The sequence below is a fragment of the Ruegeria sp. K7 genome, assembly GCF_056531785.1.
The window spans coordinates 804,438-829,875 of sequence record NZ_JBQFMJ010000001.1; the positions used below are offsets into that span (position 1 = coordinate 804,438).

Here is a 25,438-nt window from a genome sequence, read left to right on the forward strand (position 1 = left end):
TCTCTCAATGTTCGGGCCCGTCCCGCAGAGGGGGAGAACGGGACGGGCGGGTATCCTCAGCCAGTCACCTTTTTCAGGTGATACGACTTTGGACGGGTCAGGTTGTGATAGCCGATCACGGACAGCCCGCCGCCACGACCGGTATTCTTGCAGCCGGTCCAGCACAGGCCCGGGTCCAGATAGTCGGCCCGGTTCATGAACACGGTGCCGGTCTCGATCCGGTCCCCGACCCGCGCGGCGCGGTCCACATCGCGCGTCCAGAGCGACGCGGTCAGGCCAAATTCGCTGTCATTCATCAGCGCGATGGCTTCTTCGTCCGAGGACACTTTCATGATGCCAACGACGGGGCCAAAGCTTTCGTCCCGCATCACCCGCATGTCATGGGTGACGCCTGTAAGAATCTGGGGTGTCAGATAGGCGCCGCCATCATCCTCGGGGAAAGTGTCGATATGCGCCACCGCGCCAGCCGCAACCGCCTCGGCAATCTGCGCCCGCACCTCGTCGGCAAAGCGCACATTCGCCATCGGGCCGAGGGTCGTCCCGGTATCCAGCGGGTTGCCCAGCTTATAACCTTTCACAACCTCAACCGCCTTGGCAACGAAGTCATCATACAGGCTATCATGGACGTAAATCCGCTCAATCCCGCAGCAGCACTGGCCCGAATTGAACATCGCCCCGTCGATCAGCGTATCCACGGCGGCGTCCAGATCGGCATCCTCCATGACATAGCCCGGATCCTTGCCGCCCAGTTCCGTGCCGACACCGGTGAATGTCCCTGCCGCCGCGCGTTCCATCGCCCGACCGCCCCCGACCGAGCCGGTGAAGTTCACGAAGTCGAACGCATTGCCAGCGATCAGATCATTGGTCACGTCATGGCTCAGAAAAACATTCTGGAACACATCCTCGGGCACACTTGCCGAATGGAAGGCCTGCGCCATACGCTCCCCCACCAGCAGGGTCTGCGTGGCATGTTTCAGGATCACAGTGTTGCCCGCGATCAGCGCCGGTGCCACCGTGTTGATTGCGGTCATGTAGGGGTAGTTCCACGGCGCCACCACAAACACGACCCCGTGCGGGATGCGCTTGATATAGCGCCTGAACGTCTCATCCTCGCCCACCGCGATATCGGCCAGAGAGGTTGCGGCAATCTCGGCCATGTAACTGGCGCGCTCATTGAAGCCGCCGAACTCACCGCCATAGCGCACCGGGCGACCCATCATATGGGCCAATTCCGGCACGATCTCGTCATTCATCGCGCCAACGGCGGCTACGCCCGCCATTACAAGATCAATCCGCTCCTGCAACGGCCGCGCCGCCCAGCCCGCCTGCGCCGCGCGGGCCTTTGCGGCCAGCTCAAACGCAGCTTCGCGCGACAGCACTTCCCGCTCGGCAAAAACCGATCCATCGACCGGAGAGATACACTTCAGTGTCTGGGCCATCCCAACCTCTTGACTGTTCGCAGGGCGCGCCCTGCTTCATCTTTTTCCAAATACTCTCGCCGAAGGCACCCGGGCGTGCAGCGCCCGCTCTCCCCTAGCCTACGCCCGCTCGAAGCCCCGGGCCACTTCCCAATCCGTCACCACGCGCTCGAATTCCTCAATCTCGACCTCGGCCGCGCGGGTATAGTGATCCACCACATCATCCCCCATAGCCCCGCGCAACATCGCCGAGCCATGCAGCGCGTTGCGCGCATCCTTCAACGTGCCGGGGATCATGCCCGTGTCGCCCTGATAGACATCGCCCCTTGCAGGCGGTTGTAGCTCCAGCCCCTCTTCGATACCCGCAATCCCGGCCGCCAACATTCCGGCCATCGCCAGATAGGGGTTCATGTCCGACCCAGGGATCCGGCACTCGACCCGAACTGACTTGGTGCCATCCCCGCACAGACGGAACCCGGCGGTGCGGTTGTCCACCGACCAGATGATCCGCGTCGGCGCAAAGGTGCCCTTCATGAACCGCTTATAGCTGTTGATGTAAGGCGCCATGAAGTATGTGTAATCGGCAGCGTATTTCAGCAGGCCCGCCATATAGCTTTTCATCAGCACCGACATGCCCAGTTCGTCCTCCGCGTCATAAAACGCAGGCTTGCCATCGGCCCAAAGCGACTGGTGCACGTGGGACGAACTGCCCACCTTGTCGTGATGCCATTTCGGCAGGAACGTCGCCGCATGGCCGTGCTGCCAGGCGATCTCTTTCACCGCGTTCTTGGCAATCGAGTGATATTCAGCCGTATCCATCGCCGGCGCGTATTTGATGTTCAGCTCTTCCTGCCCGGTCTCGGCCTCACCCTTCGAGTTTTCGACCGGAATGCCCGCATTCCACAGATGGTTGCGGATCGGCCGCATCACATGCTCTTCCTTGGTGGTCTGCAGGATGTGATAATCCTCGTTATAGCCCGAGATCGGTTGCAGATCGCGGAACCCCTCCTTGCGGATCGCATCAAAGCTCTTTTCGAACAGGAAGAACTCCAGCTCGGTGGCGCACATCGCCTCATAACCCATCGCCTTCAGGCGGTTCACCTGCTTCTTCAGGATCGAACGCGGCGCATGCGGCACCTCTTGATGCGTGTGATGATCCAGCACATCACACATCACCATCACGGTCCCCTCAAGCCACGGCACCGGCCGCAGCGTGTCCAGATCCGGCTTCATGACGTAGTCGCCGTATCCCCGCTCCCAGCTGGTCGAGGCATACCCGTCCGGCGTCCCCATCTCGAGGTCCGTTGCCAGCAGATAGTTACAGCAATGCGTCTCCTCCCACGCACCCGCAACAAAATGACCCCCATGAAACCGCTTCCCCATCAAACGGCCCTGCATGTCAACAAAACAAACCAAGACTGTATCAATGTCACCGGATGCGACCTGGGATTTCAGGGTTTCGAATGTCAAAGTTGCGGTCATGAAACAAACCTCTAGCTGCTGACGGGGGCACCAAACGCGGTGCCCCCGAGTTTGGTATCAATCGAAGGTATAGGGAGCACCGGCCTGGTTGATGACCGAGTTGTACTCGCGGAAGATGCCAACAATCTTCTGGTGAATCTCGCCTTCCTGCGCGACCTCATCCCAGAATTCAATGGCTGCGTTTTCAACCTCTTTCCATTCCGAGGCCGGAACTTGCCGCAGTTCCAGCTTGTCGCCGTTGGCACGCAACGCCGCTTCGCCACCCCAGTACCACTGGTTGCGATAGGTGTGGCCCGCCTCGATCCCGGCCATGACAACCGATTTCAGGTGATCGGGCAGTTCCGCCCAGCGTTCCTGATTTGCGAACCACGAACCGATCCAGGCACCCGAGATGTTGTTGGTCAGGAAATAGTCGGTCACATCGGCCCAGCCAACGGTGTAGTCTTCCGTGATGCCCGACCATGCCATACCGTCCAACTCTCCGGTCTGAACCGCAACTTCGGCATCCTCGTAAGGAATGTTCACCGGCACGACGCCAAACTTGGCCAGGAAGCGACCCGCCGTCGGGAAGGTGTACAGCTTCAGCCCGTCCAGATCGCCGAGCGTTTTGATTTCCTTCTTGGTGTTGAAGTTGCACGGGTCCTGACCCGCAGCAGACAACCACGCCACACCGACCTTTTCGTATTCCGACCGCCAGATATCGGCCAGACCGTACTGATTGAACAGCACGGGCACATCAAGGATATGTTTGGTCGCAAAGGGGAAGTAGCCGCCGAACTGGCGCAGCGGGGTCGGCGACGCCATCGAGTCGTCGTCTGAATGCACCCCGTCGATGGTACCGCGCTGCAGCGCCTGGAACAGTTCGCCGGTGGGAACGATCTGATCGGCAAAATACAGCTCGATCTCAAGTTCGCCATTTGCGTTGGCGTTGATATAGTCGATGGCGGGCTTGGTCACGTGCTCGCCCAATGCGCTGCCAGCGTAGGTCTGGAACCGCCACTTGATGGCCGACTGTGCTTTGACGATTGCAGGGCTTGCCAGAGTGGCCGCCCCGGCCAGCCCCGCCGACCTTAGAAATCCGCGTCTTGTTGTCATTATCCTTCTCCTCTGTTTAGTCGAACTGAGTTTCGCCCCTTTGCGGGGTCTTCTGACTTATTTTCCATAGACATAATTCGGCAGCCAAAGCGCGATTTCGGGGAAGATGATGATCGTGGCCAAGGCGCAGGCCATCACCAGAACAAAAGGAATGATCGAGCCGTAGATGTCGCGCAGCGTAATTTCCGGCGGTGCCATCGCCCGCATCAGGAACAGGTTGTAGCCAAACGGCGGCGTCATATACGCGATCTGCGTTGTGATAGTATACAGAACGCCGTACCAGATCAGATCAAAGCCCAGCTCTCCGACCAGCGGCACATATAGCGGGGCCACGATCACCAGCATCGCGGTGTCGTCCAGGAACGTGCCCATCAGGATAAAGCTGAGCTGCATCAGGACAAGGATCATCCAAGGGGACAGTCCCAGCTTTTCGGTGAACAGGCTTTCGATGGCCTTGACCGCGCCCAGCCCGTCGAACACGGCACCAAATGCCAATGCCGCCAGAATGATCCACATGAACATGCAGGATATTCCCAACGTATGCCGCATCGAGTTTTCAAACACTTCACGGGTCAGGCGCCCTTTCAGCGCTGCTGCCAGCAGCGCCGTGATCGCACCAATGGCCGAAGATTCAACCAGCGAAGTCCAGCCGTTCACGAAGGGGACCATCATCACCATGAAAATCCCGACCGGCAGTAATCCGGCCTGCAGAAGGCGCAGCTTCTCTCTCAGTGGGATATCGCGTTCTTCGGCTGGCAGAACCGGGCCCAGCGACGGGGTGATCCGGCACCGGATGATGATATAGATGATGAACATGGCGGCCATCATCAGGCCAGGAAGAACCCCGGCCAGCCAAAGCTGACCAACCGGCTGACGGGCGATCATGGCATAGAGAACCAGAACCACAGATGGCGGCACCAGAATTCCTAATGATGACCCTGCCTGGATCACCCCGGTGACCATGCGTTTGTCGTAGTTCCGCCGCAGCAGTTCCGGCAGAGCAATCGTGGCCCCGATGGCCATGCCCGCTACGGACAGCCCGTTCATCGCCGAAATCAGCACCATCAGCCCGATGGTTCCGACCGCCAGCCCGCCCGACAGTCCGCCCATCCAGACATGGAACATCTTGTACAGATCATCCGCGATCCGGCTTTCGGACAGGATGTATCCCATAAAAATGAACATCGGCAGCGTCAGCAGCGGATACCACTTCATAACCTTGATCGCAGCCGCGAATCCAAGATCATAGCCGCCGCGATCCCCCCACAGGAACAAGGCCGACACCACCGCGACAAAGCCGATCGCACCAAACACCCGCTGACCTGTCAGCAGCATCAACATCATTGATGCGAACATCAGCAAGGCAATCATCTCGTAGGACATCAGATTACCTCTCGGGGGATGTCGTGGCCGCAAAGGCGCAGGATGTCTTTGAAGAACTCAGAAATGGCCTGCAAAAGCATCAGGAAGATGCCGACAACCATGATCAGTTTGACCGGCCACAGATACGGCCGCCAGATGGTTGCGCTGCGCTCTCCTCCGTATTGGAACGAGTACATCAGGCTGTCCCAGCCGCCCCACAACAGGATGATCAGATAGACAATAAGGAACATGACGGTAAACGCGTCAGTCCACGCCTTGCGCCTATGGGACCATTCTCCGTACAGCAGATCCATTCGCACATTCGACCCCATCTGGATCGAGTACGGCCCGCCAAGCATGTAGTAGGCAACCATCGCGAACTGTGCCATTTCCAGGGTCCAGAGCGACGGAACAAAAAAGGTTTTCGAGATTGAAGACCACAGCAGGATCGCCATCATGGCGAACAGCCCCCACATCATCACGCGGCCAACCCTGTGATTGACCGCGTCGATGACCCGCACATATATCTCCATCGCCCGGATCACATTTCTGTCCTTTCCCCGAAATCGTTCAACGTGCGGCTGATCCATGGCACAAGACACGCCGCCATCGCCTTTTGCTGATCCTCCGTTCGGATCAGATCATTCCGGATCTCGATCATCACATTCAAAAGCCCATTGGGCTTCGCCTGCGCATCCAGCGTATGCGCTACGCCGTCCGCGGCCGAGTACGGCTCGTTCAGGCGGGTTTCAAACTTCAGATCAACAGGTGCAGACGCCATCATGGCCTGCGCAAACCGATCATCTTCGCCATGCAGTAACCCCAGCTCTACCGATCGGGGCTTGCCGTGATAGACCGGCGTGAAACTGTGGACTGTCACCATCAGCCGCAATGTCTTTCGATGCGATTGAATCTGATTGGATAAGCCGGTGCAAAAGGGCCTGTAAACATGGTCTATTCTGTCCTGCCGCTGCTGCGGGGTTAGATCGGCGTTGGCGGGGATTCGGATATCTTCGCTTTTCACCACCATTGCCCCGATCGCTTCGGGCGGGCGGTTGCAATCATAGACAAGCCGAGACACTCCGCCATGAACCAATACCGCAGACATGTCCGCCGCGATCAGCCGGGCTACCGCCAACGCACCAGGATCCCACGCGATGTGGCTTTCCAGCGCCGCAGCGGGCAACCCCAGATCGCCAAGCGCTTCGGGAACACGGTTCGACGCATGCTCGCACACCACAACCACGGCGGGAGCATCGTTTTTCGCTTCGATATGAACGACCGGTCCGTAGTCCAATGTGCAATCCCGTGATTCCAGAAAGCGCCCCAGATTGGGCGTGTGGAAAAAATTCCACATCGGACATTCACCTGTCAATATTTTTCCTGTACAAATTTCCCCAACCTTGATTGCAGTGAAAAAATATTCACATCACAGTCGACGTCATCAAACAGGAGGGTCCAACCGTGCGGGTAACGGACAGGCTGCTGACACACCGGGACAAGCTGACCCCATCCGAAAGGCAACTGGTCAGCGTGTTGCTGGATGACTATCCGATGGCCGGTTTGGGCAGCATAACAGAACTGGCCAGCACGGCGGGGGTTTCCACCACGACAGTCGCGCGCATGTTGCAGAAAACCGGGTTTGACGGTTACCCGCAGTTTCAGGCAGCGCTGCGCCACGAGGTTAAAGAGATGATCTCGGGGCCCGAAGCCAAGCGCGATCTCTGGCAGAACGATCTGCCCGAGGAACACATCCTGAATCGCTACTCCGGGCGAACGCTGGAAAACCAGAAACGCACGATCGATGAAGTGGATCCGGCGGAATTTGACAGTTTCTGCCGGTTGCTGTGCGACCCGGACCGGCGCATTTTCCTAACCGGAGGAAGAATAACCGGCACTCTGGCGCAGTATCTCTACCTGCACCTGCAAATGATCCGGCCGGATGTCAGAATGCTGCCTGTTGCCGCCTCGTGGACACATGACTTGCTGGACGTGCGTAAAGGGGATGTCCTGATCGCGCTGGATGTCCGGCGGTATGAAAACTCGACCTTGCTGATCGGGCAGCTCTGCCATGAGCGTGAGGCGGAAATTGTGCTGTTCACTGACCAATGGCGCTCACCCATTCACAGGCTGGCCAAGCACACGTTCAGCGCACGCATCTCGGTACCGTCAGCGTGGGACTCGATGGCCGCCATTCTGGTTTTGATGGAGTGCGCCATTGCCGAAGTACAGGAACGTCTGTGGGATTCGGTGAAAGCGCGGACCGACGAGCTGGAACAGGCCTTCGACCGCACGAAACTCTTTCGGAAATTCGGGCAGAGTTCAGGGTCTTAACATCTGCCGAATGGCGACCCATCCCAATCGGTACAACTGCCCGTGAACACTGTTGCCAGCCGGACGGCAGTCCGTACACTTTGAACCCATGACGTTCATTACAGAAAACCAGCTGCCACTGCTGATCCTCTTCTTTCTGGTGGGTTCGGTCGGAACGGCATTTTTGTTTCGCAAGCCGGCCGGGCACCGGGCCTGGAAACTTGCCGACTTGGTCTGGGTCGTGCTGGGCGGCATCGGCGCGCTGGTGGCGGTGCTGGCGGGCCTTTATACCTCGGACAGTTCGCGGCTGGACCGGCAGATCGACGTGGCCTATGCAGCAACGCTGGCATTTGATCGCGATGCGGCGCGGTTCCGGTTGCGGTTCTGCGACCCGGCCTATGACCCGGATACAGCAGTTTTGTGCGACAAGGTCGAGTTCCTGTCGGCTTCAACCGCCAGCAATGCCGACCTGCCGCTGTTCATAGCCGTTACGAACGAGGTTGCGCCGCTACAAGGTCTGCATTTTCTGTTCGGAACCGGGGCCAAGGACGACATGGACGAAATGCGCCACATGGCCGCCACGGCCGACGCTTTCAACATCGACCAGTTTCTTGTCTTCACCTCGTTGGATGAAAAAACCCAGACCGCAATCGACAACATGCGTCGCAAAGTGCCTGCAATCGCCGGGGACTATCTTATTCTGGCGCAAAGCTATGATGACCTGATCGAACAGGTCGGCAAGCTGAAGGATGAATGGGAATACCTGCAGGCCAACGCGCATATTCTGGGTCTGCAGATCGTCGCTTTGTGCCTGGTCAGTTTCGCCGCTCCGTTCCGGCTGGGCAAATCGCTGGTCGAACTGCGCACCGCATTCAACGCCGATACTGCTGTGCCAGTTGTTCCGGATCGGCCCCCAGAAAATAGCGAAACACCAGCCACAGGTTCCGCCCTCCCCGACGCAGCCAGCCCAAACGCTCATAGCGCTCCGCGCTCGTAACGGCACGCACGGGCAGGATGCGCACGCGCGGCAGCGCCCGGACCAACGCGACATCCTCCATCAAAGGCTGCTCCTTATAGCCGCCAGCAGCAAGATAGGTTTTGCGCGGCACCAGCAACCCCTGATCGCCATAGGGTAAGCCAAACAGGCGGCTGCGCAGATTGGCCCAGCCGGCGACCCATCGGGGCGCAAATCCCCAGGCCTGAAACTGCAACAGAAACGCAGCCGGTGCACCGGTTTCCAGATGTGAGGCCACCGCGTCGCTCCACCCATTTTGCAGGACCGTATCCGCGTGCAAAATCATCAACCACTCAGCCGAAGCCGTTTGGCATCCGCGCCGCAATTGTCCACCGCGCGAAGGCGCGCCTTCAACGATCCTGGCTCCGGCCTCGTCCGCCATGGCCAACGTCTCATCCGTTGACCCTCCATCGGTAATCACTAACTCGCGGATAAGACCCGCCTGCACCCCCTCCATCAGCGACTGCAAGGTTCCGGGCAGCGAGCCAGCAGCGTTCAGGGTCGGGATCACGATGCTGATTGGCGCGGGCACGTCCGTTAACCTCTGGTCATGGTCACGGAAACTCCTATATCACGGAGCCCAAGGAAATGACGAGGACCACCCCATGCCCAATCGCCGCATTTTGCGCCTTTCCGGTAAGGACACTGACAGCTTTTTGCAGGGGCTGGTCACGAATGACGTCAACAAGCTGGCCCATGGCCTCGTCTACGCTGCATTGCTGACGCCGCAGGGCAAATATCTGGCCGATTTCTTTCTGAAACGGGACGGGGATGCCATTTTGCTGGACGTTGCCGAAGAATTGGCGGACGGGGTGGCCAAACGGCTGGGCATGTACAAACTGCGCGCCGATGTGACCATCGAAAACAGTGATTTGAACGTACAACGCGGAACCGGGCCTGCACCCGAAGGCGCCCTGCCCGACCCGCGCCATCCCGAACTGGGCTGGCGTGCCTATACATCGGCGGCGGACGGCGATGATGGCACCGACTGGGACGCGATAAGGGTACGGCGCTGCATTCCGGAAACCGGGGTCGAACTGACACCCGACACCTTTATCCTTGAAGCCGGGTTCGAAGCGCTGAACGGCGTGGATTTCAAGAAAGGCTGCTATGTTGGGCAGGAAGTCACGGCCCGCATGAAGCACAAGACCGAACTGCGCAAGGGTCTGCGCGGGGTGAGCGTTGATGGCATTGCGGCGGTCGGAACCCCGATTACCTCAGGCGGAAAACCTGCCGGGACCCTTTTCACCCAGTCCAATGGCCTAGGGATCGCCTACCTGCGCCTGGACCGCGTCGGGGACGACATGACAGCCGAAGACGCGAAGGTTACATTGGCCCCTTAACATGTTGCCAAAGCGGCACGACTGCGCCCAGGAACTCTGCCCTGCCCTTTGAACATGGCCACCCGCGCTGTCACACTGGTTTGAGTTCAGCAAACCGGATGCTTCAATGTTTCAGCTATACAGAGCGATCTGGCGTGCCAGCGCCGGGCGGCAGATCTTCCTAATCGTTTTGTCCATTGCAATCGCAGGTCTGGCGGCCGTTCCGCTGGAATTTCAGCGCGATATCATCAACCACCTCACCTCGGACGAGGTCACGACGGAAAAGCTGATTTATCTGGGCACGGGAATGATGTCCGTCATTCTGCTCAGCCTCGCGCTGAAATGGCTTTTGGGGTTTCGCGCCGGAACACTGGGCGAGGACATGATCCGCATGATCCGCCAGCGATTGCTGGTGCGGGCCTCGGATGTAAAGGCGTCAGGCGAGGCTGTTCGCAAGGGAACCATGACCACCGCCATTTCGGCCGAAGCCGAAGAATTGGGTAAGTTTGCGGGCGGCGCATTTTCAGACCCCGTGGTTCAGATCGGAACCCTGATCAGCGTGATCGGCTATATCTCTTCGACCCAACCAGGTCTGGGCATGATCGCCTTTTCGATGATCGTCCCGCAAATCGTCATCGTGCTGATCTCGCAGCGTAAGGTGAACGTCTTTGTCGCCGAGCGTGTTCATATCCTGCGGGGCGCAACCGACAAGCTGACCATCGAGGAGATCGACGCAGTCTCGAAAGAGGTCGACGCCTTGTTCGATGATATTTATGAGACCCGGCGAAAAATGTTCCTTTGGAAGCTGTCCGCCAAGTTTCTGCTTAGCGTAATCAATGGGGCCGGAACTGTCGGCGTGCTGATGCTGGGCGGCTATCTGGTGCTGAACGGCAAAACGGATGTCGGGACGGTCGTCGCAGCCACGAGCGGGCTTGGCCGAATTCAGGGCCCCACCGCGTTCCTGATCGCGTTCTACCGGCAGGTCAGCGCAAACCGCATCAAATACGAACTCATGCTCGAGCTTTTCGGCCCCCACCCCGAGCGCTATCGGCAGATCGAAAGAAGTAGGTAAGAAAAACCGCGCGGCACGGAACCGCGCGGTTTTTCACTTTTCAAACAAGGGGCGCGTTATGCGCGCTCGGAATATTCCATGGTTTCGGTGTTCACGACGATCATTTCGTCCTGCCCGATGAAGGGCGGCACCATGACCTTGACACCGTTGTCCAGAATGGCCGGCTTGAACGAATTCGCGGCGGTCTGGCCTTTGACGACCGGCTCGGTCTCGACAATTTTGCAGGTCACTTTTTGCGGCAGCGTGGCGTTCAATGCTTCGCTTTCATAAAATTCGACAACAATTGTCATGCCGTCCTGCAGAAACGGGCGGCGCTCGCCCAGCAGATCGGCAGGCAGTTCGATCTGCTCATAGGTTTCGGAATCCATGAACACCAGCATGCCATCGGATTCGTACAGGAACTGCTGATCTTTCTGCTCAAGGCGGACGCGTTCGACCTTGTCCGCCGAGCGGAATCGCTCGTTCAACTTCGAGCCGTTGCGCAGGTTACGCAGTTCGACTTGGGCAAAAGCACCACCTTTACCGGGCTTTACGTGGTCAACTTTGACCGCGGCCCAAAGCCCGTCGTTATGCTCAAGCACATTGCCGGGGCGAATTTCGTTCCCATTTATCTTGGGCATTACATAAATCCTTCACAAACGGTTGATGCGTCAGTTCCCGTCCCTATATCTGGCGTGACCACACCTGACAAGACAACGACACCTAGTGCTGCACTTGCAGCAAGCCATGCACATGACGCAACGCAACTATGCATTTTAAGTGTATCCGAATCGCACCTAATAGGTCATAAGAGCCGCCACGCCGAAAATGCAAGAGCAAGAACAACAAGGATTGACGAGATGAGAGATTTCGTTGACGGCACTGCCTTTAACAACGAGCAAGGCAATCGTGCTCGCAAACTTTTTGCAGCCGTTGTTTTGGCTGCTTTGGACGATGCCATTGCCGATGACAAGAAATACGGCAACGGCCCGGAACAAATCGCCCGCTGGGCCCGTTCGCGCGATGGTCGCGAGGTGCTGTCCTGCGCGGGTATCGACCCCAACGAGCGGGTCGTCAGCGGACTGATGGAGTTCGTTGGCCGTGGCGTGCGCACTTCGGTCGCGCTGTCGCGTGAAGAAAGCGAGCGTCGCAACGCCGCACAGCAAGCTGAAGCCGCCTGATCAACGGCGTCTTCCGGTGAAAAAACGCGCCCCCAACTACGGGCGCGTTTTTCTTTTGAACGCTTCAGAAGAACAAAAGCCACTGGCGCGCGTCCCAGATCTCGGCTGCCAGCATTGCCGCAAAGAACAGCTTGGCTGAAACCGACAACCCTCTTTGCCACAACAGCAGGTATGAACCTGCACAGACCGCGACGGACACAGGCGCGACCCATAGGGCGTGATGTGTGCTGTCCCAATAGCTGACCGGGCTATCAAACACCCAGTCCGTCAGGGGCCAGAGGTGCGGGCGACCATCCCCTGCGTGCAGCAGGAAATCCATTGTCACATGCAATAGCGCGGCCAGGGTGGCGACGATCAGTAAGGGCCAGCCGCGCCAGATACCGATCAGCAACATCGCCCCCCACAGAAAGAAGGAATTGTCGATGGCAAAGACCGTTTGCCATGATTTCGAATAGTAGAGCTGGCCGAAAACCACCTGTTCAGGAATGCCCAGAACTAACAGCGACACGCCAGCCATAAGATAGAGCGACAAATCCGGCAGCAGAGACCCCAGCAACGCCGCCGACAAGGTTCGGCCCCGGGCTGGTCGCGCAAATGCGGCCGCACCGATCAAAAGATGCGCGGGCGTGTTCATCCGGGCTTTCCCTTTGGCCTCAAATCAGGTCATCTGCGCCTCAACGTATAGGAGACGCCCATGGTTCGCGCCATCATGATTCAGGGAACCGGCAGCAATGTTGGCAAGTCGGTTCTGGTCGCCGGTCTGGCGCGGGCCTTTACAAAGCGCGGGCTGAAGGTTGCTCCGTTCAAGCCGCAGAACATGTCAAACAATGCGGCCGTGACCGAGAACGGTGGCGAGATCGGGCGCGCTCAGGCGTTGCAGGCCATGGCTGCGAAACGACCGACGCATACCGATATGAACCCGATCCTGCTGAAGCCGGAAACGGATACCGGGGCGCAAATTATCGTGCAGGGCAAACGCGCGGGAACGATGAAGGCTGGCGACTATCGCAAGGATAAATCCAAACTACTGGGCGCCGCGCTGCAAAGCTTTGACCGGTTATGCAGCGACGCCGATCTGGTGCTTATCGAAGGTGCGGGCAGCCCGGCTGAAACCAATCTGAGAAAGGGCGACATTGCCAACATGGGGTTTGCCTGCGCAACAGGGGTGCCGGTGGTGCTGGTCGGCGACATCCATCGCGGTGGCGTGATCGCGCAGATCGTCGGAACACAGGCTGTTCTGGAAGATCGCGATCTTGCAATGATCAAGGGTTTCGCCGTCAACCGGTTCAAGGGCGATGCTTCACTGTTCGATGAAGGGCGCGATGACATTGCCGTGCGGACCGGCTGGCCCTGTCTGGGCGTGGTTCCGTGGTTTCACGATGCCTGGAAACTTCCCGCCGAAGACATGATGGACATCCGCTCTCATGGTGGCGGGGCGTGCAAGGTAGTTGTCCCGCAACTGGAGCGCATGGCGAATTTTGACGATCTCGATCCTTTGTCGGCCGAACCCGGCGTGACGGTCGAGATTGTCCCCGCCGGGCGGGCCCTGCCCGGTGATGCCAATCTTGTGTTGCTGCCCGGCAGCAAGTCCACCATCGGCGACCTGGCCTATTTCCGGGCACAGGGTTGGGATGTGGACCTTATGGCGCATGTCCGTCGCGGCGGCCATGTTCTGGGCCTGTGCGGCGGCTATCAGATGCTGGGCAAAACCATTTCTGACCCGGACGGCGTCGATGGTCGTCCGGGCAAAGTCGACGGTTTGGGCCTGCTGGACGTCGCAACCGTCATGGCCGGGGACAAGCACGTCAGACTGCGCACTGCAAAGGCACTGACAGGCGGAGAAACCGTCACCGGCTATGAGATACATATGGGACGCACCGACGGAGCCGATTGCGACCATGCCTGGCTGGAGATTGACGGCCGCCCGGAAGGCGCTGCCAGTCGAAATGGCCGTATCCGTGGCAGCTATCTGCACGGCATCTTTTCGTCAGACACGTTCCGCGCCAGTTATCTGGCGCAGTTCGGTGTGAATTCAGACCTCAGCTACGATGACGGTGTGGAACAGACGCTGGATGATCTGGCGGATCATCTGGAACAGCACATGGATCTGGACCTGTTGCTGTCCCTGGCCGCGCCGCCGAACCGCCAGTAACAGTTTATTCGAGGTTCTGAGCAGACAATGCGCGGTGGATCTCCCGCCGCACCAGTTTGCGCAGATTTCGCGTGATGCGTTCACCAAGAACACCCTGCAATTCCTGCCGGACCACATCGGCCACCAGTTCCCGCAATGCATCCTCGTCCAATGTGGGAACATTCAAATCGTCTGGATCATCTGCTTCAGGCTCTGCCCGTTCAGAATATGACGCCTGCGAAGATCGTACAAATGTCGCCGAGAAGTTTTCGTCTTCAGTTTCGTCAATCTGGTCGTCAAGTTGCTCGGATCCAGCCACGAACCCGCCTGCCCCATCCCAGCTCAGTGGGTTGACCTGCGTCCCCGAATAAGCGTCATCGCTGTTCCCGTCAGGCTCCCACTGGTCCTCGGTCCGGGCTATGGCGGCCTCAAGCGCCTCGATCTTTGCGCTCAGACTGCCCGCGAGATCGTCTGCAGCCCCTGCTTTGGGCTCGTCTTCCAACACTGATGTATTGGCAGGCTCACGCTCACCGTTTTTGATGATGTCACTGGCGCTCAGCACCAGAGGTTTTGCGGTGCGTTCTGCTTCGCACCCGGGAACACCTTCCGGCGCTTCCTGCTTTCTTTCAACCCTGACGGGATCATCGACCCGTAGGGAATCGGTCAGAACCAGCCGGCTTGGCTTGCGTTTGGACGCCAAATCGGGAACCTTGCGGCTTTCTTCGCTGACCAGACGTTTGACCGAGGACAGGACGTCCTCGATCCCTGCTTTTACGACATTATCCGTCATTGTTCTCTACCGCTCTATCCTTACGGATAAGTGTAGCCAAACAATTCGAACCTCACAACCGATAGTATTGCCCGTCAGTCACGACGCAACGCTTTGAGGACGCGATCCAAGTCACGGCTTTGCTTGCTGACCTGTGCCGGGGCCTTTTTGACGAGGTTATAGTACAGCGTCGGATCATAAATCTGCACAGCAAGACCAAGGCGTTCTGCGGTCAGAAGGCCCTGGGCCCGCAACAAATCATAGGCTGCGCGGGTTCGCTCTACGCGCGATCTGACTTCGACGAGTTGCGCATCCAACAGATCCTGCTGAGCGTTCAGCACATCCAAAGTTGTCCGGGCCCCCAACGTCGCTTCTTCACGGATACCATCAAAAGCAACCTGCGACGCACGAACCCGTTCGGTCGATGCTCTCAAGCTTGCACTGGCCGCCTGAAAAGCCGCGTACTGGTTTGTTACGCCTTGCGTAATGTTCTTTTGAACATTCAGCAGGTTGGCGCGCGACGCATCGCGTTGCGCCATGGCCCGACGGACGTTAGCTGCCAGTCGGCCACCGGCATAAATCGGCTGCCTGAAAGTTAGCGAGACACTGGCATCGTTGATGTAATCGCTGTTGTCATAGCGTTCTGTAACACCCGCGTCAGCATCCAGGGAAACGTTCGGGCCCAAGTTTGCCCGCTGTTGCTGCACGATGAGATCCAGCGCTCGCACCTGATGCTGCGCCGACAGAATCGCTGGATGGTTACGTTGCGCCAGGCTGATCGCTTCCGCTTCGGAGCGAGGCAGACTGGGCAAACTTGGCTGACCGGCTGTTCGTCCGGGAGCATTACCGACCGCATTTACATATTCAGCTTGCGCGATATCCAGATCGCCACGTGCCACGGCCAAATCAGCCTGTGAGCCTGCCAATTGAGCCTCGGACAGTGCCACGTCTGTCCGGGTGACTTCACCAACCTCGAAGCGATCATTTGATGCGCGAAGTTCCTCTGCCGAAACCTCGACGTTGTTCTGGGTAATGGCCACAGTCTCTTCCTGCTCCAACACATCCAGATAGGCACTTGCCGCCCGGCCCAGAACTTCCTGCTCGATATCAATCAGGCTCTGTCGGGTCGCCAGCACAGTTTCTTGAGCCGATTGTTTCCCCAAGATCGATGCACCGCCATCATACACGAGTTGGTTAAGCGTCAGACCCGTGAAAAACCGAGAAGGTTCGTTGGTCGTGACCACATTATTGGTCCGTGCACGGGTGTAGTCCTGGCTTACCTGGACGGCCCAGTTGATGATCGGCCGCAGCGCTGACAGCGCAATGGCGACATCTTCGTCCGCCGCACGCAACAACGCCCTGTTCTGCTCAAGCAAACCGCTTGTATTGTACGCGCCGATGAACGCATCGGTCAGATTATCGGCCCAGACCGCGCGGCCGGGTATTGCGCTCAAGGCAATGGCGGTGGTCAAGGCCGCTGCCCTGACCAGTCTACCAGTTGGCGTACCACGCATAACCAAGTCCTCTCAAATCAAAATAACACTGCTCGTTGGGCAGTTTGCGCCTTTGTTTTCAACTAATCAAGGCAGCGAAATAATCTGCTTTCGGACTATAGCGAAAATGCACTTTCGGCCGAAAATGCCTTCAGAACCGGCGCGCTGGCATTGAACGCATGGCGCCAGGTGACACGCCCGCCGGATTTATAACCGATGCGCACCGCCCCCAGTTCACCCTCCATGAACAGGCAGGCAATCCGACCGTGATCCTTGAGTTGCGCCAGCAAGTCCTGCGGAACCTGTTCGACACCCCCCTGCACCATGATCACGTCATACGGCCCATGTTCAGCAGCCCCCTGTTCCAGAGGGCCGACATGCACGATGGCATTGTCGGCGTCAGCTTCCATCAAAAGCGTCTGCGCTTCGCCGGCCAGGCTTTCCTCTTCCTCGACAGCGACGACCAGTTGCGCCATGCGCGCGGCAACCGCAGTCGAGTACCCAAACGCCGGAGCGATGTCCATCACCACCTCGTTGTTGGAAATGTTGAGCACATCCAGCATCTTGGCCAGCGTCCGCGGTTCGGTCATGTACCGCCCGTCGCCCAGATCGATCAGATCTTCGACATAGGCGGCTTCGCGCTGTGCGTGCGGCACAAAATTCTCGCGTTTGACGCTGAGCATCGCATCGATGATGGGGAACTTGGTGACATCGGAAGGCCGGACCTGAGTATCGACCATCGTTTGGCGACGTTTTGCGAAGTCTGTCATTGGATCGCTCACTTGCTCTCTTGATTGTTTGGCTTGTGCCACATCCCTTGCCAGCCAGCAACGGCTCATGCACTGAATCTTGCCGATGATGCCCGGTTTGCACATTATGCGGGACGGCAATTCCAAAGCCGGATGCCAAAATTGCAATCAATCCTCTGGACGCCCCAGACGAAAGCTGTTAAAACGCCTCTCACACCACGGCAAGTAATTGATTTTACTTAAAAAGGCGAGTTGGCGGAGTGGTGACGCAGCGGATTGCAAATCCGTGTACACCGGTTCGATTCCGGTACTCGCCTCCATATCTCCCTGTCAACAACCGATAATTCTGACTGAGGGCGTTTTCACGAAGGTTCACTGCCCTTGCAGCAAGAATGGCTGGCTCAGGCCGCTGTCGCGCGTTGGGCCGTTACCCGATTGAACCAGCTGACGATCTCTTGCAGGTCAGGTGTGATTTCCTCAGCGGCGCCTCCTGTGAACTCCTGAAATTTCTCGTTGTTCAGGCCGTTGACACCGACCAGAACGGGAATATCCCGCGCCAGGGCTTCAGCGATGACAGGGCGGAAGCCGCGGCCGTCCGCCTCGTGTTTGCCGAACTTATTGATAATCAGAAGCTGCGGATTGTCGTCCAGAGAAGCAGTTACATATCCGACGGCCTGCTCCAGCGCGGCCGGGTCAAGACGGCAACCACGCGACTGGGTGCCCAGAGACTGGGAAATCCGAATGGTCTCACCCTCGGGCAACACCCGGACGTCCATGTCGCATTTGCTGCTGTCCGCGCATTCGGTGTTGGTCTGAACCACACCAACCAGCCGCGCGTCAGCGTTCAGAAGATGCTCGGCCACAGCGCTCAGCAGGCGGTCGGTTGCGCCGCGATCGGTGGTGGTGACATAGGCCAGGTACATTCAGAGACCCTCTTCTTACAAATACATGACATTCCAGATAGCACGCATGTCTGTGCTCGGCCACACCTCGCGTCAAGGCAGGGGGGAAAGGCCAATCACAGGTGTGTGCAGGTGAAGCAGAACCGCAAATACGGCAAGCGCGACAAGACCGGACCATTTGCCCGGCCATGGGCGCGGTGCGCGTAGCGAGAAGCGCGCGGTATTGCGCGACAGACGCGTCCATTCGATACCCATCGCCCGCGCCTTGCGGCGGTCGATCAGCGCCATACCCATTACAGCGAAACCCGCGAATAGCCCGAAAAGGATGACATGGGACAGGCTGCCATTGGCCAGTAGGTGCGCGCCGGCCCACAACATCAGCGCTGCCAAAACCGGATGGCGCGTGGTGCGCAGGATGCCCGGGTTCTCGGGGTCAAAGGCGCGGTATCCCAGCCCTCCGAACGAAAACGGGTTCTGGATCGACAGCCCCACTATGGCCAGCCAGCAGGCAATCGGCATGATCAGCAGCGGTATCCAGCGAAAAAGCGCAAAAGGCGGTATGACTTCGACATAAGGCGCCTGTGCGGCCGCGACGACAAGCCAGCCCAGCACCAGCAGGGACAGGGCGGAATAGGCAGCGAAATACCGCCTGCGCCCCATCGTTTCGATCAGCCTGCCACGCACGGCGGGACGAGCCGGGACAACGTGGGTCAGAAGGAAGGTGATCAGCGCTGCAAGGAAGAGGGCCCAACCGGTCATGATAAACTCCGAACATATTGCGCCCGGTTTAGGCTGCGGCGCGGGGGTGGTCCTTGTCCGAAATCAAGTCGGGCGCAGGGGCAGATACGCTGCCCCTGCCCTTGTTCACAAGCCCAGTGCCTTGCGCCGTTCTTCGGCAAAGCCCTGCACCATGCGGTCGGCAATCAGCGCCAGGATGGCCATCGCGGCACCAGCCGAGATACCAAGCCCCACATCGGCCTGCCCAAGCGCCAGATAGATCGACTGGCCCAGGCCGGTCGTCCCGATCAGCGCCGCAATCACCAGCATGGCAAAGGCATAAAGGATGGTTTGGTTCAGCCCCAGCAGGATGGTCGGCGCCGCGTAAGGCGCACGCACGTCACGCATGATCTGCCACTCGGTCGCGCCGCTTGAAATGGCGGCCTCCATCATCTCTTCCGGTGTATTGACCAGTCCGTGCCGCGTGTAACGGATCATCGGGACGATGGCATAGGCGCAGATCGCCAGAAAGGCAGAGAACTCGCCAATCTGAAACACCATCAGCACCGGGATCAGGAACACGAACAGCGGAATCGTCTGCAGCATGTCACAGATCGGGCGGACGATTTTCCACACCGGCTCCCATACCGCGCTGGCCAGACCGATCAGCCCGCCAACTACGGCGCAGGAAAACACCGCAGCACCGCTGAGGTAGAGCGACAGCAGCGCCCTTTCCCACAGGCCCGAGACGAGGATGGTGCAGAGCAGCCCCACCGACAGCGCTGCCAGACGCCAGCCGCCCGCAACCCAGCCAAGGGCGGCGGTTCCGGTCAGGACAAACGGCCAAGGCAGGTTGGCAATTCCGGTTTCCAGCATGCCAATCAGGATCAACACGACCAGTCCACCGGTCAGGTGCCCGCGCCACGCCATCAGCAGGGTGATACCGGCACCGGCGGCGAACAGGCCGTAACTCATCCCGGGTGTCCACTGGAACCCCCAGGTAAACGGCAGAACCGCCTGATCAAGACCGATCCGCAACGGCAACAGAACATAGAACAGCGAGTTGTTCTTGAGCGCATCCAGCCACGGTCCGTTCGCCTGCGTGAACGCCGTCAGACCACTGTCGACCGCTTCGGCCATGGGGTCCAGAAGCGTCAGTTCGGACGGATCCGGAAGCCATGCCCAAAAGGCGGCCGTGAACAGCACGGTAAAGCCCAGGACAGCCCAAACGACGCGTTGGTCATAACGCTTGCGCTCGGTCGCCAGAATGCCGCTCATCCGGTCGATCACCACGGCGAAAACCACAATCACCAGACCGGCCAGCAGGGATTCACCGAACTGCGCCTTGCGCATGGTCAGCAGAACCTCCCAGCCGATGTCGTTGAATCCGCCGATAACAGCCGCAATGATCACCATCGACAGCGCCGCCATCAGACATTGGTTCACACCAACCATGATCTGCGTCGCGGCGGCGGGGATTTCCACCTGAAACAGTTGCTGAAACCGGGTGCCGCCGGACATGATGGCAGCCTCTTTGATTTCGGGCTCGACCCTTTCGAGGCCCAGCATCACGTTTCGCGCCATCGGCGGCGCGGCGTAGATGGCCGAGGCGATCAGACCAACAACGGGGCCGAAACCAAAGAGCAGCAGCAGCGGCGTCAGATAGGCAAAAGTCGGCACAGTCTGCATCACGTCCAGCACCGCCTGCACAAAGGATTTCACCTTTGGCACCTCATTCGCGAGGATACCGATCGCTCCGCCAACGATCAGCGCGACCGGCACCGAGACGGCGACCAGCGCCAGGGTGTTCATGCTCTCGGCCCAGTAGCCTGAGGCCAGGACAAAGCTGAGGCCGAAGAACCCCAACGCCGCCATCGGCAAGCCGCCGAGATACCAGCCCAATGCCGTGACAAGACCGATGAGGATCGGCCACGGGGTATTGGCAAGCACATAGTTGGCCGCATTCATCGGATAGGTCATCAGATCGGAAAACAACCGCATGGCGGGTTTGATCCCGTTGAGGAACCAGTCCAGGAACGCGCCCACCCATTGGGTCGCAGGCAGTTCCCACGCGGTGGGCCATTTCACCAGCCACGGGGCGACGCCTTCCAGTGCAAGACACACGGCACCGACGATCACGGTGATCAGGGCCGCCCGCGCGCCTGCAGTCAGCCGCGCCCGATGCGCAGAAATATCCGTAGCTGCGGTCATGTGTCATCCACCTGAAGCGCGGCAGCCAGATCCGACGGGTGGACACTACCGACGATGTTGCCTGCCTCGTCACGCACAGGCACCGGTTCGTACAGTTCCATGCAATGTGCAAGGGCGGCGTCCAGCGTCATCGCCGTGGTCAGTCCCGGATCATCCGGCCCACACTCACTTTCGCCTCCGCGCATGACCGAGGCGACCTTGGCGTGCTGGCCCTTGGCCACATCTTTCGAGAATTCGCGCACGTAGTCGTCGACCGGGCGCAGCACGATATCCGTGGGCGTTCCGATCTGAACGATCTTGCCGTCGCGCATGATCGCTATCCGGTCGGCCAGCTTCAGCGCCTCTTGAATGTCGTGCGTGATGAAGACGATGGATTTCTTCAGCGTCGCCTGAATGCGCAGGAACTCATCCTGCAACTGGCGGCGGATAAGGGGGTCGAGGGCCGAAAACGGCTCGTCCAGAAACCAGATATCGGGATTCACGGCCAATGACCGTGCGATGCCAACACGCTGGCGCTGACCGCCCGAAAGCTGGCGTGGGAAACTGTCTTCGCGGCCTTCCAATCCGACCAGCGATATTACTTCCTGCGCGCGGGCCAGACGTTCCTTTTTGCCAACGCCCTGAACACGCAGCGGGTAGGCCACATTTTCGGCAACAGTCATGTGCGGGAACAGACCAAAATGCTGGAACACCATGCCCAGCTTCTTGCGGCGCAACTCGGTCAGCGTCTTCTTTGATGCGCCAATGACATTTTCGCCGTCCACATGGATTTCTCCGCCCGTTCCGGGCAGCAACTGCGAGATACACCGGATCAACGTGGACTTGCCCGACCCCGAGAGCCCCATGATAACGAAAAGCTCGCCCTCCTGGACTTCGAAATTCGCGTCCTGAACGGCCGGAATTAACCCGTTTTCGCGCAGATCGGCGGCGGCTTTTTCAGAGTCGTTCCCTGACCGAGACAGCGCGTCGGTCAGGGCTTTGTCAGCACCAGGGCCAAAGACCTGCCAGAGATTCCGGCAGGCGATGGCTGGCGTGTTTGCGTCAGTCACTTATGCGGCTCACTTGGTTGCCGCGTCGACGACCGGACGCCATTTGCCTTCATTCTCGGCCATCCAAGCGGCGACAACTTCTTCGACCGAGCCGCCATCAACGTCGATCGCACCCATCATCGGCTGCTGGTCTTCGACCGCCAGTTGATAGTTGGTCAGGATCTCGTACGCGGCCGGCCATTTCTCCTCCATGCCGCTCCAACCGGCTTTGAAGATGCGCGAGGGCGAGAAGTCGCAGTCATTCACCGCGTTCGGGTTCGGACCCCAGGCAGGATCGTTAAAGCAAGCCTCTTCGCCAGCAGGCAGGTCAACGAATTGCACGTCATAGGCCGACATCGCCCAGTGCGGCTGCCAGAAGGTGATCAGCAGCGGCGACTTGCGTTCAGTCGAAGCGCGCAATTCCGCGATGAGAGCACCTTCCGAGCCCGCAGGAACCGCTTTGAAAGGCAACTCAAGACCCGTCATACGATCGGCGCCGGGTGTACCCCAGTCTGCAGGATAGTCGACCAGACGCCCGCCGGGCAGCGTCTCGGCCGTAGCAAAGACCTGCGCGCAGTCTTTCAGCGCTTCCCAAGCAGGCAGGCCGGGGCACAGATCGGCCACATGGGCCGGGTATGCGATACCTTCTTTGGCATCCAGCCCAAGATCGCCGATTTCGACTACGGTGCCTTCGTCGATTTTCTTGGCATATTCGTCCGACACGTTAGACGACCAGATTTCCAGCGTTGCGTCGATGTCGCCATCGGCCAGCGCCTGGAACTGGTTCATCATGCCCGCTGTGACGTATTCAACGTTATATCCTGCGGCCTTCAGCATCTCGCCCGCGACATGCGTTGTAACGTGCTGACCGGTCCATTCGTTGATTGCCAGCTTGATCGGCTCGTCCACGGCGCCCATATCCGCCGCCTGTGCCGATCCCGCGACCGCAAGGGCCAAAAGGCTTACACTCAGTTTTTTCATGATTTTTCTCCCTGTCTTCTTTGTTTTGCCCACCCCGACGCGTTTTTACGCCGGCTGACTTGTCTGGTGACAATACCATGTCGCAACATGCACAAATTTAGCCGGAAAAGGAAAGTGAACACTGACACCAGAGCTAAGCTAATTTCACTTTTTTGGCGCGATTTCCCCCACCCGCTTTGCAACGCAACTGCACCGTCCTGGCTTGTTGCTGAGGTTTGCCAGGGCACCGGACATTGATTGACGAGTCAATCACAAACCCGAATCCCCTGTTTTGTCGAGCATTTCTTTGCAAAACCGTCTAAATTTCTGCATTTCGCAATAGTCGCGATCTATTGAATCCGGCCAACCGGGCGCAACTTGCCCCCTTGCCAGAAAGGAACAAAAAGGAAACACTAGCGCCGGAGGAACCGAATGATGCGCCATTTTGACGAAATCTACAGCATTGCCGCCGGCCGGCATGGCGGCCCTGACAGGCTGGAGGAAAAGCTGAGCAAACCCAAAAGCACCGCTGAGCTGGCCGCCATGCCGGACGACCGCTGGTTGTCGACAATAACAAAAACCATTTTTCAGGCGGGATTCAGCTGGAAAGTCATCGAATCCAAGTGGGATGGGTTCGAAACGGCATTTGACGGATTTGATGTCGGGCGGTGCGCCTTCATGGACGACGAAAAGTTCGACAGCCTGCTGCAAGACACTCGTATCGTGCGCAACGGAACAAAGATCGCCGCCGTTCGGGACAACGCCGCGTTTCTGCTGGGACTGCGTGAAGAAGGCGGAGCGGGTCAGGTTCTGGGCGGCTGGCCTTCGCACGACTACATTGGCCTGCTGGCCATGCTGGCCAAACGCGGGGCGCGCCTTGGAGGGGCTTCGGCTCAATATGCAATGCGGTTTGCCGGGCGTGACAGTTTTATATTGTCACAGGACGTCACCGCGCGGCTGATCGCCGAGGGCATCATTGATAGGCCCGCTACGTCGAAAAAGGCAATGGCCGCAGTACAGCAAGCTTTCAACACATGGATGGAGCAATCCGGCCGATCGTTGACAGAAATCAGCCGTGTTCTGGCGACGAGCCTCTAAAATCACCTTGCAGGCGGAATGCGTCGTACTAGGCTGCTAGGCATGATCACTCGCGTTATGCTAGTCGCCCTGTTTCTGCTTGCGTCCTGCAGCCGCCCGCTGACAGAGACCGAACGCGCGTTTACCGATACCATTCAGGGCAAAAGCCTGGACATTGATCGCGTCCGACTTGTCGATGGCGCGCCCGTGCTGCCCATTACATACTATCGCGAGGCGCGACCGCGTCTGGCCTGCCGGGATCGCATTCTGCCACCGGCCGAAGAGGGGCTTGTCACCAGCACCCCTGCCGCAGTGGCCCTGTTCAACCGGGTCTATTTCTCGCGTGACTGGTATCTTGAGAATTACATGTCCGGATTTCCGGACGAAATGAACCTGATAGCCGCAATGCTGCTGGCGCATGAACTGACCCACGTCTGGCAGTGGCAGAACCGCGAAACCACCGGGTATCATCCATTACGCGCAGCGGCAGAACATGGCGGACGCAAGGATCCCTATTTGTTCGACCTCGCAACTTCGCCTGACTTTCTTTCTTACGGATTCGAACAACAGGGCGCGATCGTCGAGGAATATGTGTGCTGCCGGGCGCTGGATCCCCAGGCGGCCCGCACGCAGCGTCTGCACGACATGCTGGGTGTGCACTTCGACCTGTCACCGCTGCCCGAGAAGGGGCGCGAGCGTGACGTCGCCCTGCCGTGGCGGGGCGCGGAAATCAACGGCATTTGCAGCTGATCACCGTCAATTTTGCAGCGTTTCCAGATAGGCGACCAGATCGACAATCGGCTGGCTCGTCAGAATCGGCTGACCGTCATGCGTTTTGATCGCCGTGTCCTGCCCTTCGAAGAACGGCCCATACACAGGCATCGGGCTGCCGTGCGAGACCAGAGGATCGCGCCCGTCGATCCGTGCCACAACTCTTGCCCGTGGAAACACACCATTGGCATCCGCCAATTGGGTCAGGTCAGTGGGCTGAATGACCAAGACACCAGCCATCGGACCCTGACCCGTTGCTTCGATCCCGTGACAGGTGGCGCAGTGGCGCAGGTACAAATGGCTACCATTTTCGGCATCCTGCGCTGGCGCTTGGGACGCCAGAAAGACGGCTGTCAGAAATGTGACCCGGGCGGCGGACATTCTCATCGTA

At 58.8% G+C, this 25,438-nt stretch carries 25 protein-coding genes and 1 tRNA gene; 8 read left to right on the top strand and 18 right to left on the bottom strand.

From position 1 onward, the window contains the following. Window positions 1-56: 56 nt before the first annotated feature. From ACR0FE_RS04020 to ACR0FE_RS04045, 6 genes are all read right to left on the bottom strand, one after another. Window positions 57-1,439 carry an aldehyde dehydrogenase family protein gene (locus tag ACR0FE_RS04020; RefSeq protein WP_480911216.1) on the bottom strand — a complete coding sequence of 461 codons (1,383 nt, stop codon included), beginning with the start codon at window positions 1,437-1,439 and terminating at the stop codon, window positions 57-59. A 99-nt stretch (window positions 1,440-1,538) separates the two neighbouring features. Further along, the gene (locus tag ACR0FE_RS04025) at window positions 1,539-2,900 is read right to left on the bottom strand and encodes a glutamine synthetase family protein (protein ID WP_480911219.1); all 1,362 of its coding nucleotides are present in this window, start codon (window positions 2,898-2,900) and stop codon (window positions 1,539-1,541) included. 57 nt (window positions 2,901-2,957) lie between these two features. Continuing rightward, the gene (locus ACR0FE_RS04030; protein ID WP_321252208.1) at window positions 2,958-3,995 is read right to left on the bottom strand and encodes a TRAP transporter substrate-binding protein; all 1,038 of its coding nucleotides are present in this window, start codon (window positions 3,993-3,995) and stop codon (window positions 2,958-2,960) included. Between the two features lie 57 nt (window positions 3,996-4,052). Beyond that, window positions 4,053-5,378: a TRAP transporter large permease gene (locus ACR0FE_RS04035; RefSeq protein ID WP_170610096.1), complete on the bottom strand. Its 1,326-nt coding sequence runs from the start codon at window positions 5,376-5,378 to the stop codon at window positions 4,053-4,055. After that, window positions 5,378-5,902 carry a TRAP transporter small permease subunit gene (locus tag ACR0FE_RS04040; protein WP_321252206.1) on the bottom strand — a complete coding sequence of 175 codons (525 nt, stop codon included), beginning with the start codon at window positions 5,900-5,902 and terminating at the stop codon, window positions 5,378-5,380. Before ACR0FE_RS04040 ends, ACR0FE_RS04035 begins: the two co-directional genes overlap by 1 nt. Next, a complete protein-coding gene (locus ACR0FE_RS04045; protein ID WP_480906892.1) occupies window positions 5,899-6,714 on the bottom strand; it encodes an N-formylglutamate amidohydrolase in 816 nt (271 codons plus the stop codon). Before ACR0FE_RS04045 ends, ACR0FE_RS04040 begins: the two co-directional genes overlap by 4 nt. A gap of 107 nt (window positions 6,715-6,821) precedes the next feature. On the opposite strand from ACR0FE_RS04045, the gene ACR0FE_RS04050 reads away from it, so the two are divergent. Continuing rightward, a complete protein-coding gene (locus tag ACR0FE_RS04050; protein WP_480522605.1) occupies window positions 6,822-7,691 on the top strand; it encodes a MurR/RpiR family transcriptional regulator in 870 nt (289 codons plus the stop codon). Window positions 7,692-8,542: 851 nt separating this feature from the next. On the opposite strand, the gene ACR0FE_RS04055 is transcribed toward ACR0FE_RS04050, so the two are convergent. Beyond that, complete coding sequence (locus tag ACR0FE_RS04055) at window positions 8,543-9,217, bottom strand: TIGR04283 family arsenosugar biosynthesis glycosyltransferase (RefSeq protein WP_480911226.1); 675 nt, start codon at window positions 9,215-9,217, stop codon at window positions 8,543-8,545. A 73-nt stretch (window positions 9,218-9,290) separates the two neighbouring features. Here ACR0FE_RS04055 and ygfZ point away from each other — a divergent pair, with 73 nt between their 5' ends. Further along, window positions 9,291-10,028, top strand: a complete 738-nt coding sequence (ygfZ, locus tag ACR0FE_RS04060) for a CAF17-like 4Fe-4S cluster assembly/insertion protein YgfZ (protein WP_170816618.1) — start codon at window positions 9,291-9,293, stop codon at window positions 10,026-10,028. 106 nt (window positions 10,029-10,134) lie between these two features. Continuing rightward, window positions 10,135-11,079, top strand: a complete 945-nt coding sequence (locus ACR0FE_RS04065; RefSeq protein WP_480911230.1) for an ABC transporter transmembrane domain-containing protein — start codon at window positions 10,135-10,137, stop codon at window positions 11,077-11,079. A gap of 56 nt (window positions 11,080-11,135) precedes the next feature. On the opposite strand, the gene efp is transcribed toward ACR0FE_RS04065, so the two are convergent. Beyond that, complete coding sequence (gene efp, locus ACR0FE_RS04070; protein WP_170610085.1) at window positions 11,136-11,699, bottom strand: elongation factor P; 564 nt, start codon at window positions 11,697-11,699, stop codon at window positions 11,136-11,138. Window positions 11,700-11,918: 219 nt separating this feature from the next. Between efp and ACR0FE_RS04075 the strand changes: the two genes are divergently transcribed. After that, the gene (locus ACR0FE_RS04075) at window positions 11,919-12,239 is read left to right on the top strand and encodes a DUF6280 family protein (RefSeq protein WP_037310273.1); all 321 of its coding nucleotides are present in this window, start codon (window positions 11,919-11,921) and stop codon (window positions 12,237-12,239) included. A 64-nt stretch (window positions 12,240-12,303) separates the two neighbouring features. Here ACR0FE_RS04075 and ACR0FE_RS04080 read toward each other — a convergent pair whose 3' ends face one another. After that, a complete protein-coding gene (locus ACR0FE_RS04080) occupies window positions 12,304-12,873 on the bottom strand; it encodes a cobalamin biosynthesis protein CobQ (protein WP_480911233.1) in 570 nt (189 codons plus the stop codon). Window positions 12,874-12,933: 60 nt separating this feature from the next. Between ACR0FE_RS04080 and ACR0FE_RS04085 the strand changes: the two genes are divergently transcribed. Next, window positions 12,934-14,391, top strand: a complete 1,458-nt coding sequence (locus tag ACR0FE_RS04085; RefSeq protein ID WP_480911236.1) for a cobyric acid synthase — start codon at window positions 12,934-12,936, stop codon at window positions 14,389-14,391. Window positions 14,392-14,395: 4 nt separating this feature from the next. Here ACR0FE_RS04085 and ACR0FE_RS04090 read toward each other — a convergent pair whose 3' ends face one another. The 3 genes from ACR0FE_RS04090 to ACR0FE_RS04100 form a co-directional block, all read right to left on the bottom strand. After that, complete coding sequence (locus ACR0FE_RS04090) at window positions 14,396-15,160, bottom strand: hypothetical protein (protein ID WP_480911239.1); 765 nt, start codon at window positions 15,158-15,160, stop codon at window positions 14,396-14,398. 74 nt (window positions 15,161-15,234) lie between these two features. Next, on the bottom strand, window positions 15,235-16,653 hold the full coding sequence (locus tag ACR0FE_RS04095) for a TolC family outer membrane protein (protein ID WP_480911242.1): 1,419 nt from the start codon (window positions 16,651-16,653) through the stop codon (window positions 15,235-15,237). A gap of 95 nt (window positions 16,654-16,748) precedes the next feature. Further along, window positions 16,749-17,402, bottom strand: coding sequence for a protein-L-isoaspartate O-methyltransferase family protein (locus ACR0FE_RS04100; protein WP_480911245.1), 654 nt, complete (start codon window positions 17,400-17,402; stop codon window positions 16,749-16,751). A gap of 225 nt (window positions 17,403-17,627) precedes the next feature. Between ACR0FE_RS04100 and ACR0FE_RS04105 the strand changes: the two genes are divergently transcribed. Beyond that, window positions 17,628-17,701, top strand: a tRNA-Cys gene (locus tag ACR0FE_RS04105). Window positions 17,702-17,782: 81 nt separating this feature from the next. On the opposite strand, the gene ACR0FE_RS04110 is transcribed toward ACR0FE_RS04105, so the two are convergent. From ACR0FE_RS04110 to ACR0FE_RS04130, 5 genes are all read right to left on the bottom strand, one after another. Beyond that, window positions 17,783-18,304: a DUF2478 domain-containing protein gene (locus tag ACR0FE_RS04110; RefSeq protein WP_480911246.1), complete on the bottom strand. Its 522-nt coding sequence runs from the start codon at window positions 18,302-18,304 to the stop codon at window positions 17,783-17,785. Window positions 18,305-18,376: 72 nt separating this feature from the next. Continuing rightward, the gene (locus tag ACR0FE_RS04115) at window positions 18,377-19,042 is read right to left on the bottom strand and encodes an NnrU family protein (protein ID WP_480811857.1); all 666 of its coding nucleotides are present in this window, start codon (window positions 19,040-19,042) and stop codon (window positions 18,377-18,379) included. Between the two features lie 105 nt (window positions 19,043-19,147). Further along, complete coding sequence (locus ACR0FE_RS04120; protein ID WP_480811858.1) at window positions 19,148-21,211, bottom strand: ABC transporter permease; 2,064 nt, start codon at window positions 21,209-21,211, stop codon at window positions 19,148-19,150. Further along, window positions 21,208-22,260: a betaine/proline/choline family ABC transporter ATP-binding protein gene (locus tag ACR0FE_RS04125; RefSeq protein WP_170805327.1), complete on the bottom strand. Its 1,053-nt coding sequence runs from the start codon at window positions 22,258-22,260 to the stop codon at window positions 21,208-21,210. Before ACR0FE_RS04125 ends, ACR0FE_RS04120 begins: the two co-directional genes overlap by 4 nt. A gap of 9 nt (window positions 22,261-22,269) precedes the next feature. Then, the gene (locus ACR0FE_RS04130; RefSeq protein ID WP_170609981.1) at window positions 22,270-23,220 is read right to left on the bottom strand and encodes an ABC transporter substrate-binding protein; all 951 of its coding nucleotides are present in this window, start codon (window positions 23,218-23,220) and stop codon (window positions 22,270-22,272) included. A 414-nt stretch (window positions 23,221-23,634) separates the two neighbouring features. Between ACR0FE_RS04130 and ACR0FE_RS04135 the strand changes: the two genes are divergently transcribed. Both ACR0FE_RS04135 and ACR0FE_RS04140 read left to right on the top strand, forming a co-directional pair. Then, window positions 23,635-24,297, top strand: a complete 663-nt coding sequence (locus tag ACR0FE_RS04135; RefSeq protein WP_480812033.1) for a DNA-3-methyladenine glycosylase I — start codon at window positions 23,635-23,637, stop codon at window positions 24,295-24,297. A 42-nt stretch (window positions 24,298-24,339) separates the two neighbouring features. Continuing rightward, entirely contained in the window at window positions 24,340-25,026 is a 687-nt protein-coding gene (locus ACR0FE_RS04140; RefSeq protein ID WP_480906918.1) for a hypothetical protein, read from the top strand. A gap of 6 nt (window positions 25,027-25,032) precedes the next feature. Here ACR0FE_RS04140 and ACR0FE_RS04145 read toward each other — a convergent pair whose 3' ends face one another. After that, entirely contained in the window at window positions 25,033-25,434 is a 402-nt protein-coding gene (locus tag ACR0FE_RS04145) for a c-type cytochrome (protein WP_480911250.1), read from the bottom strand. Window positions 25,435-25,438 lie beyond the last annotated feature (4 nt).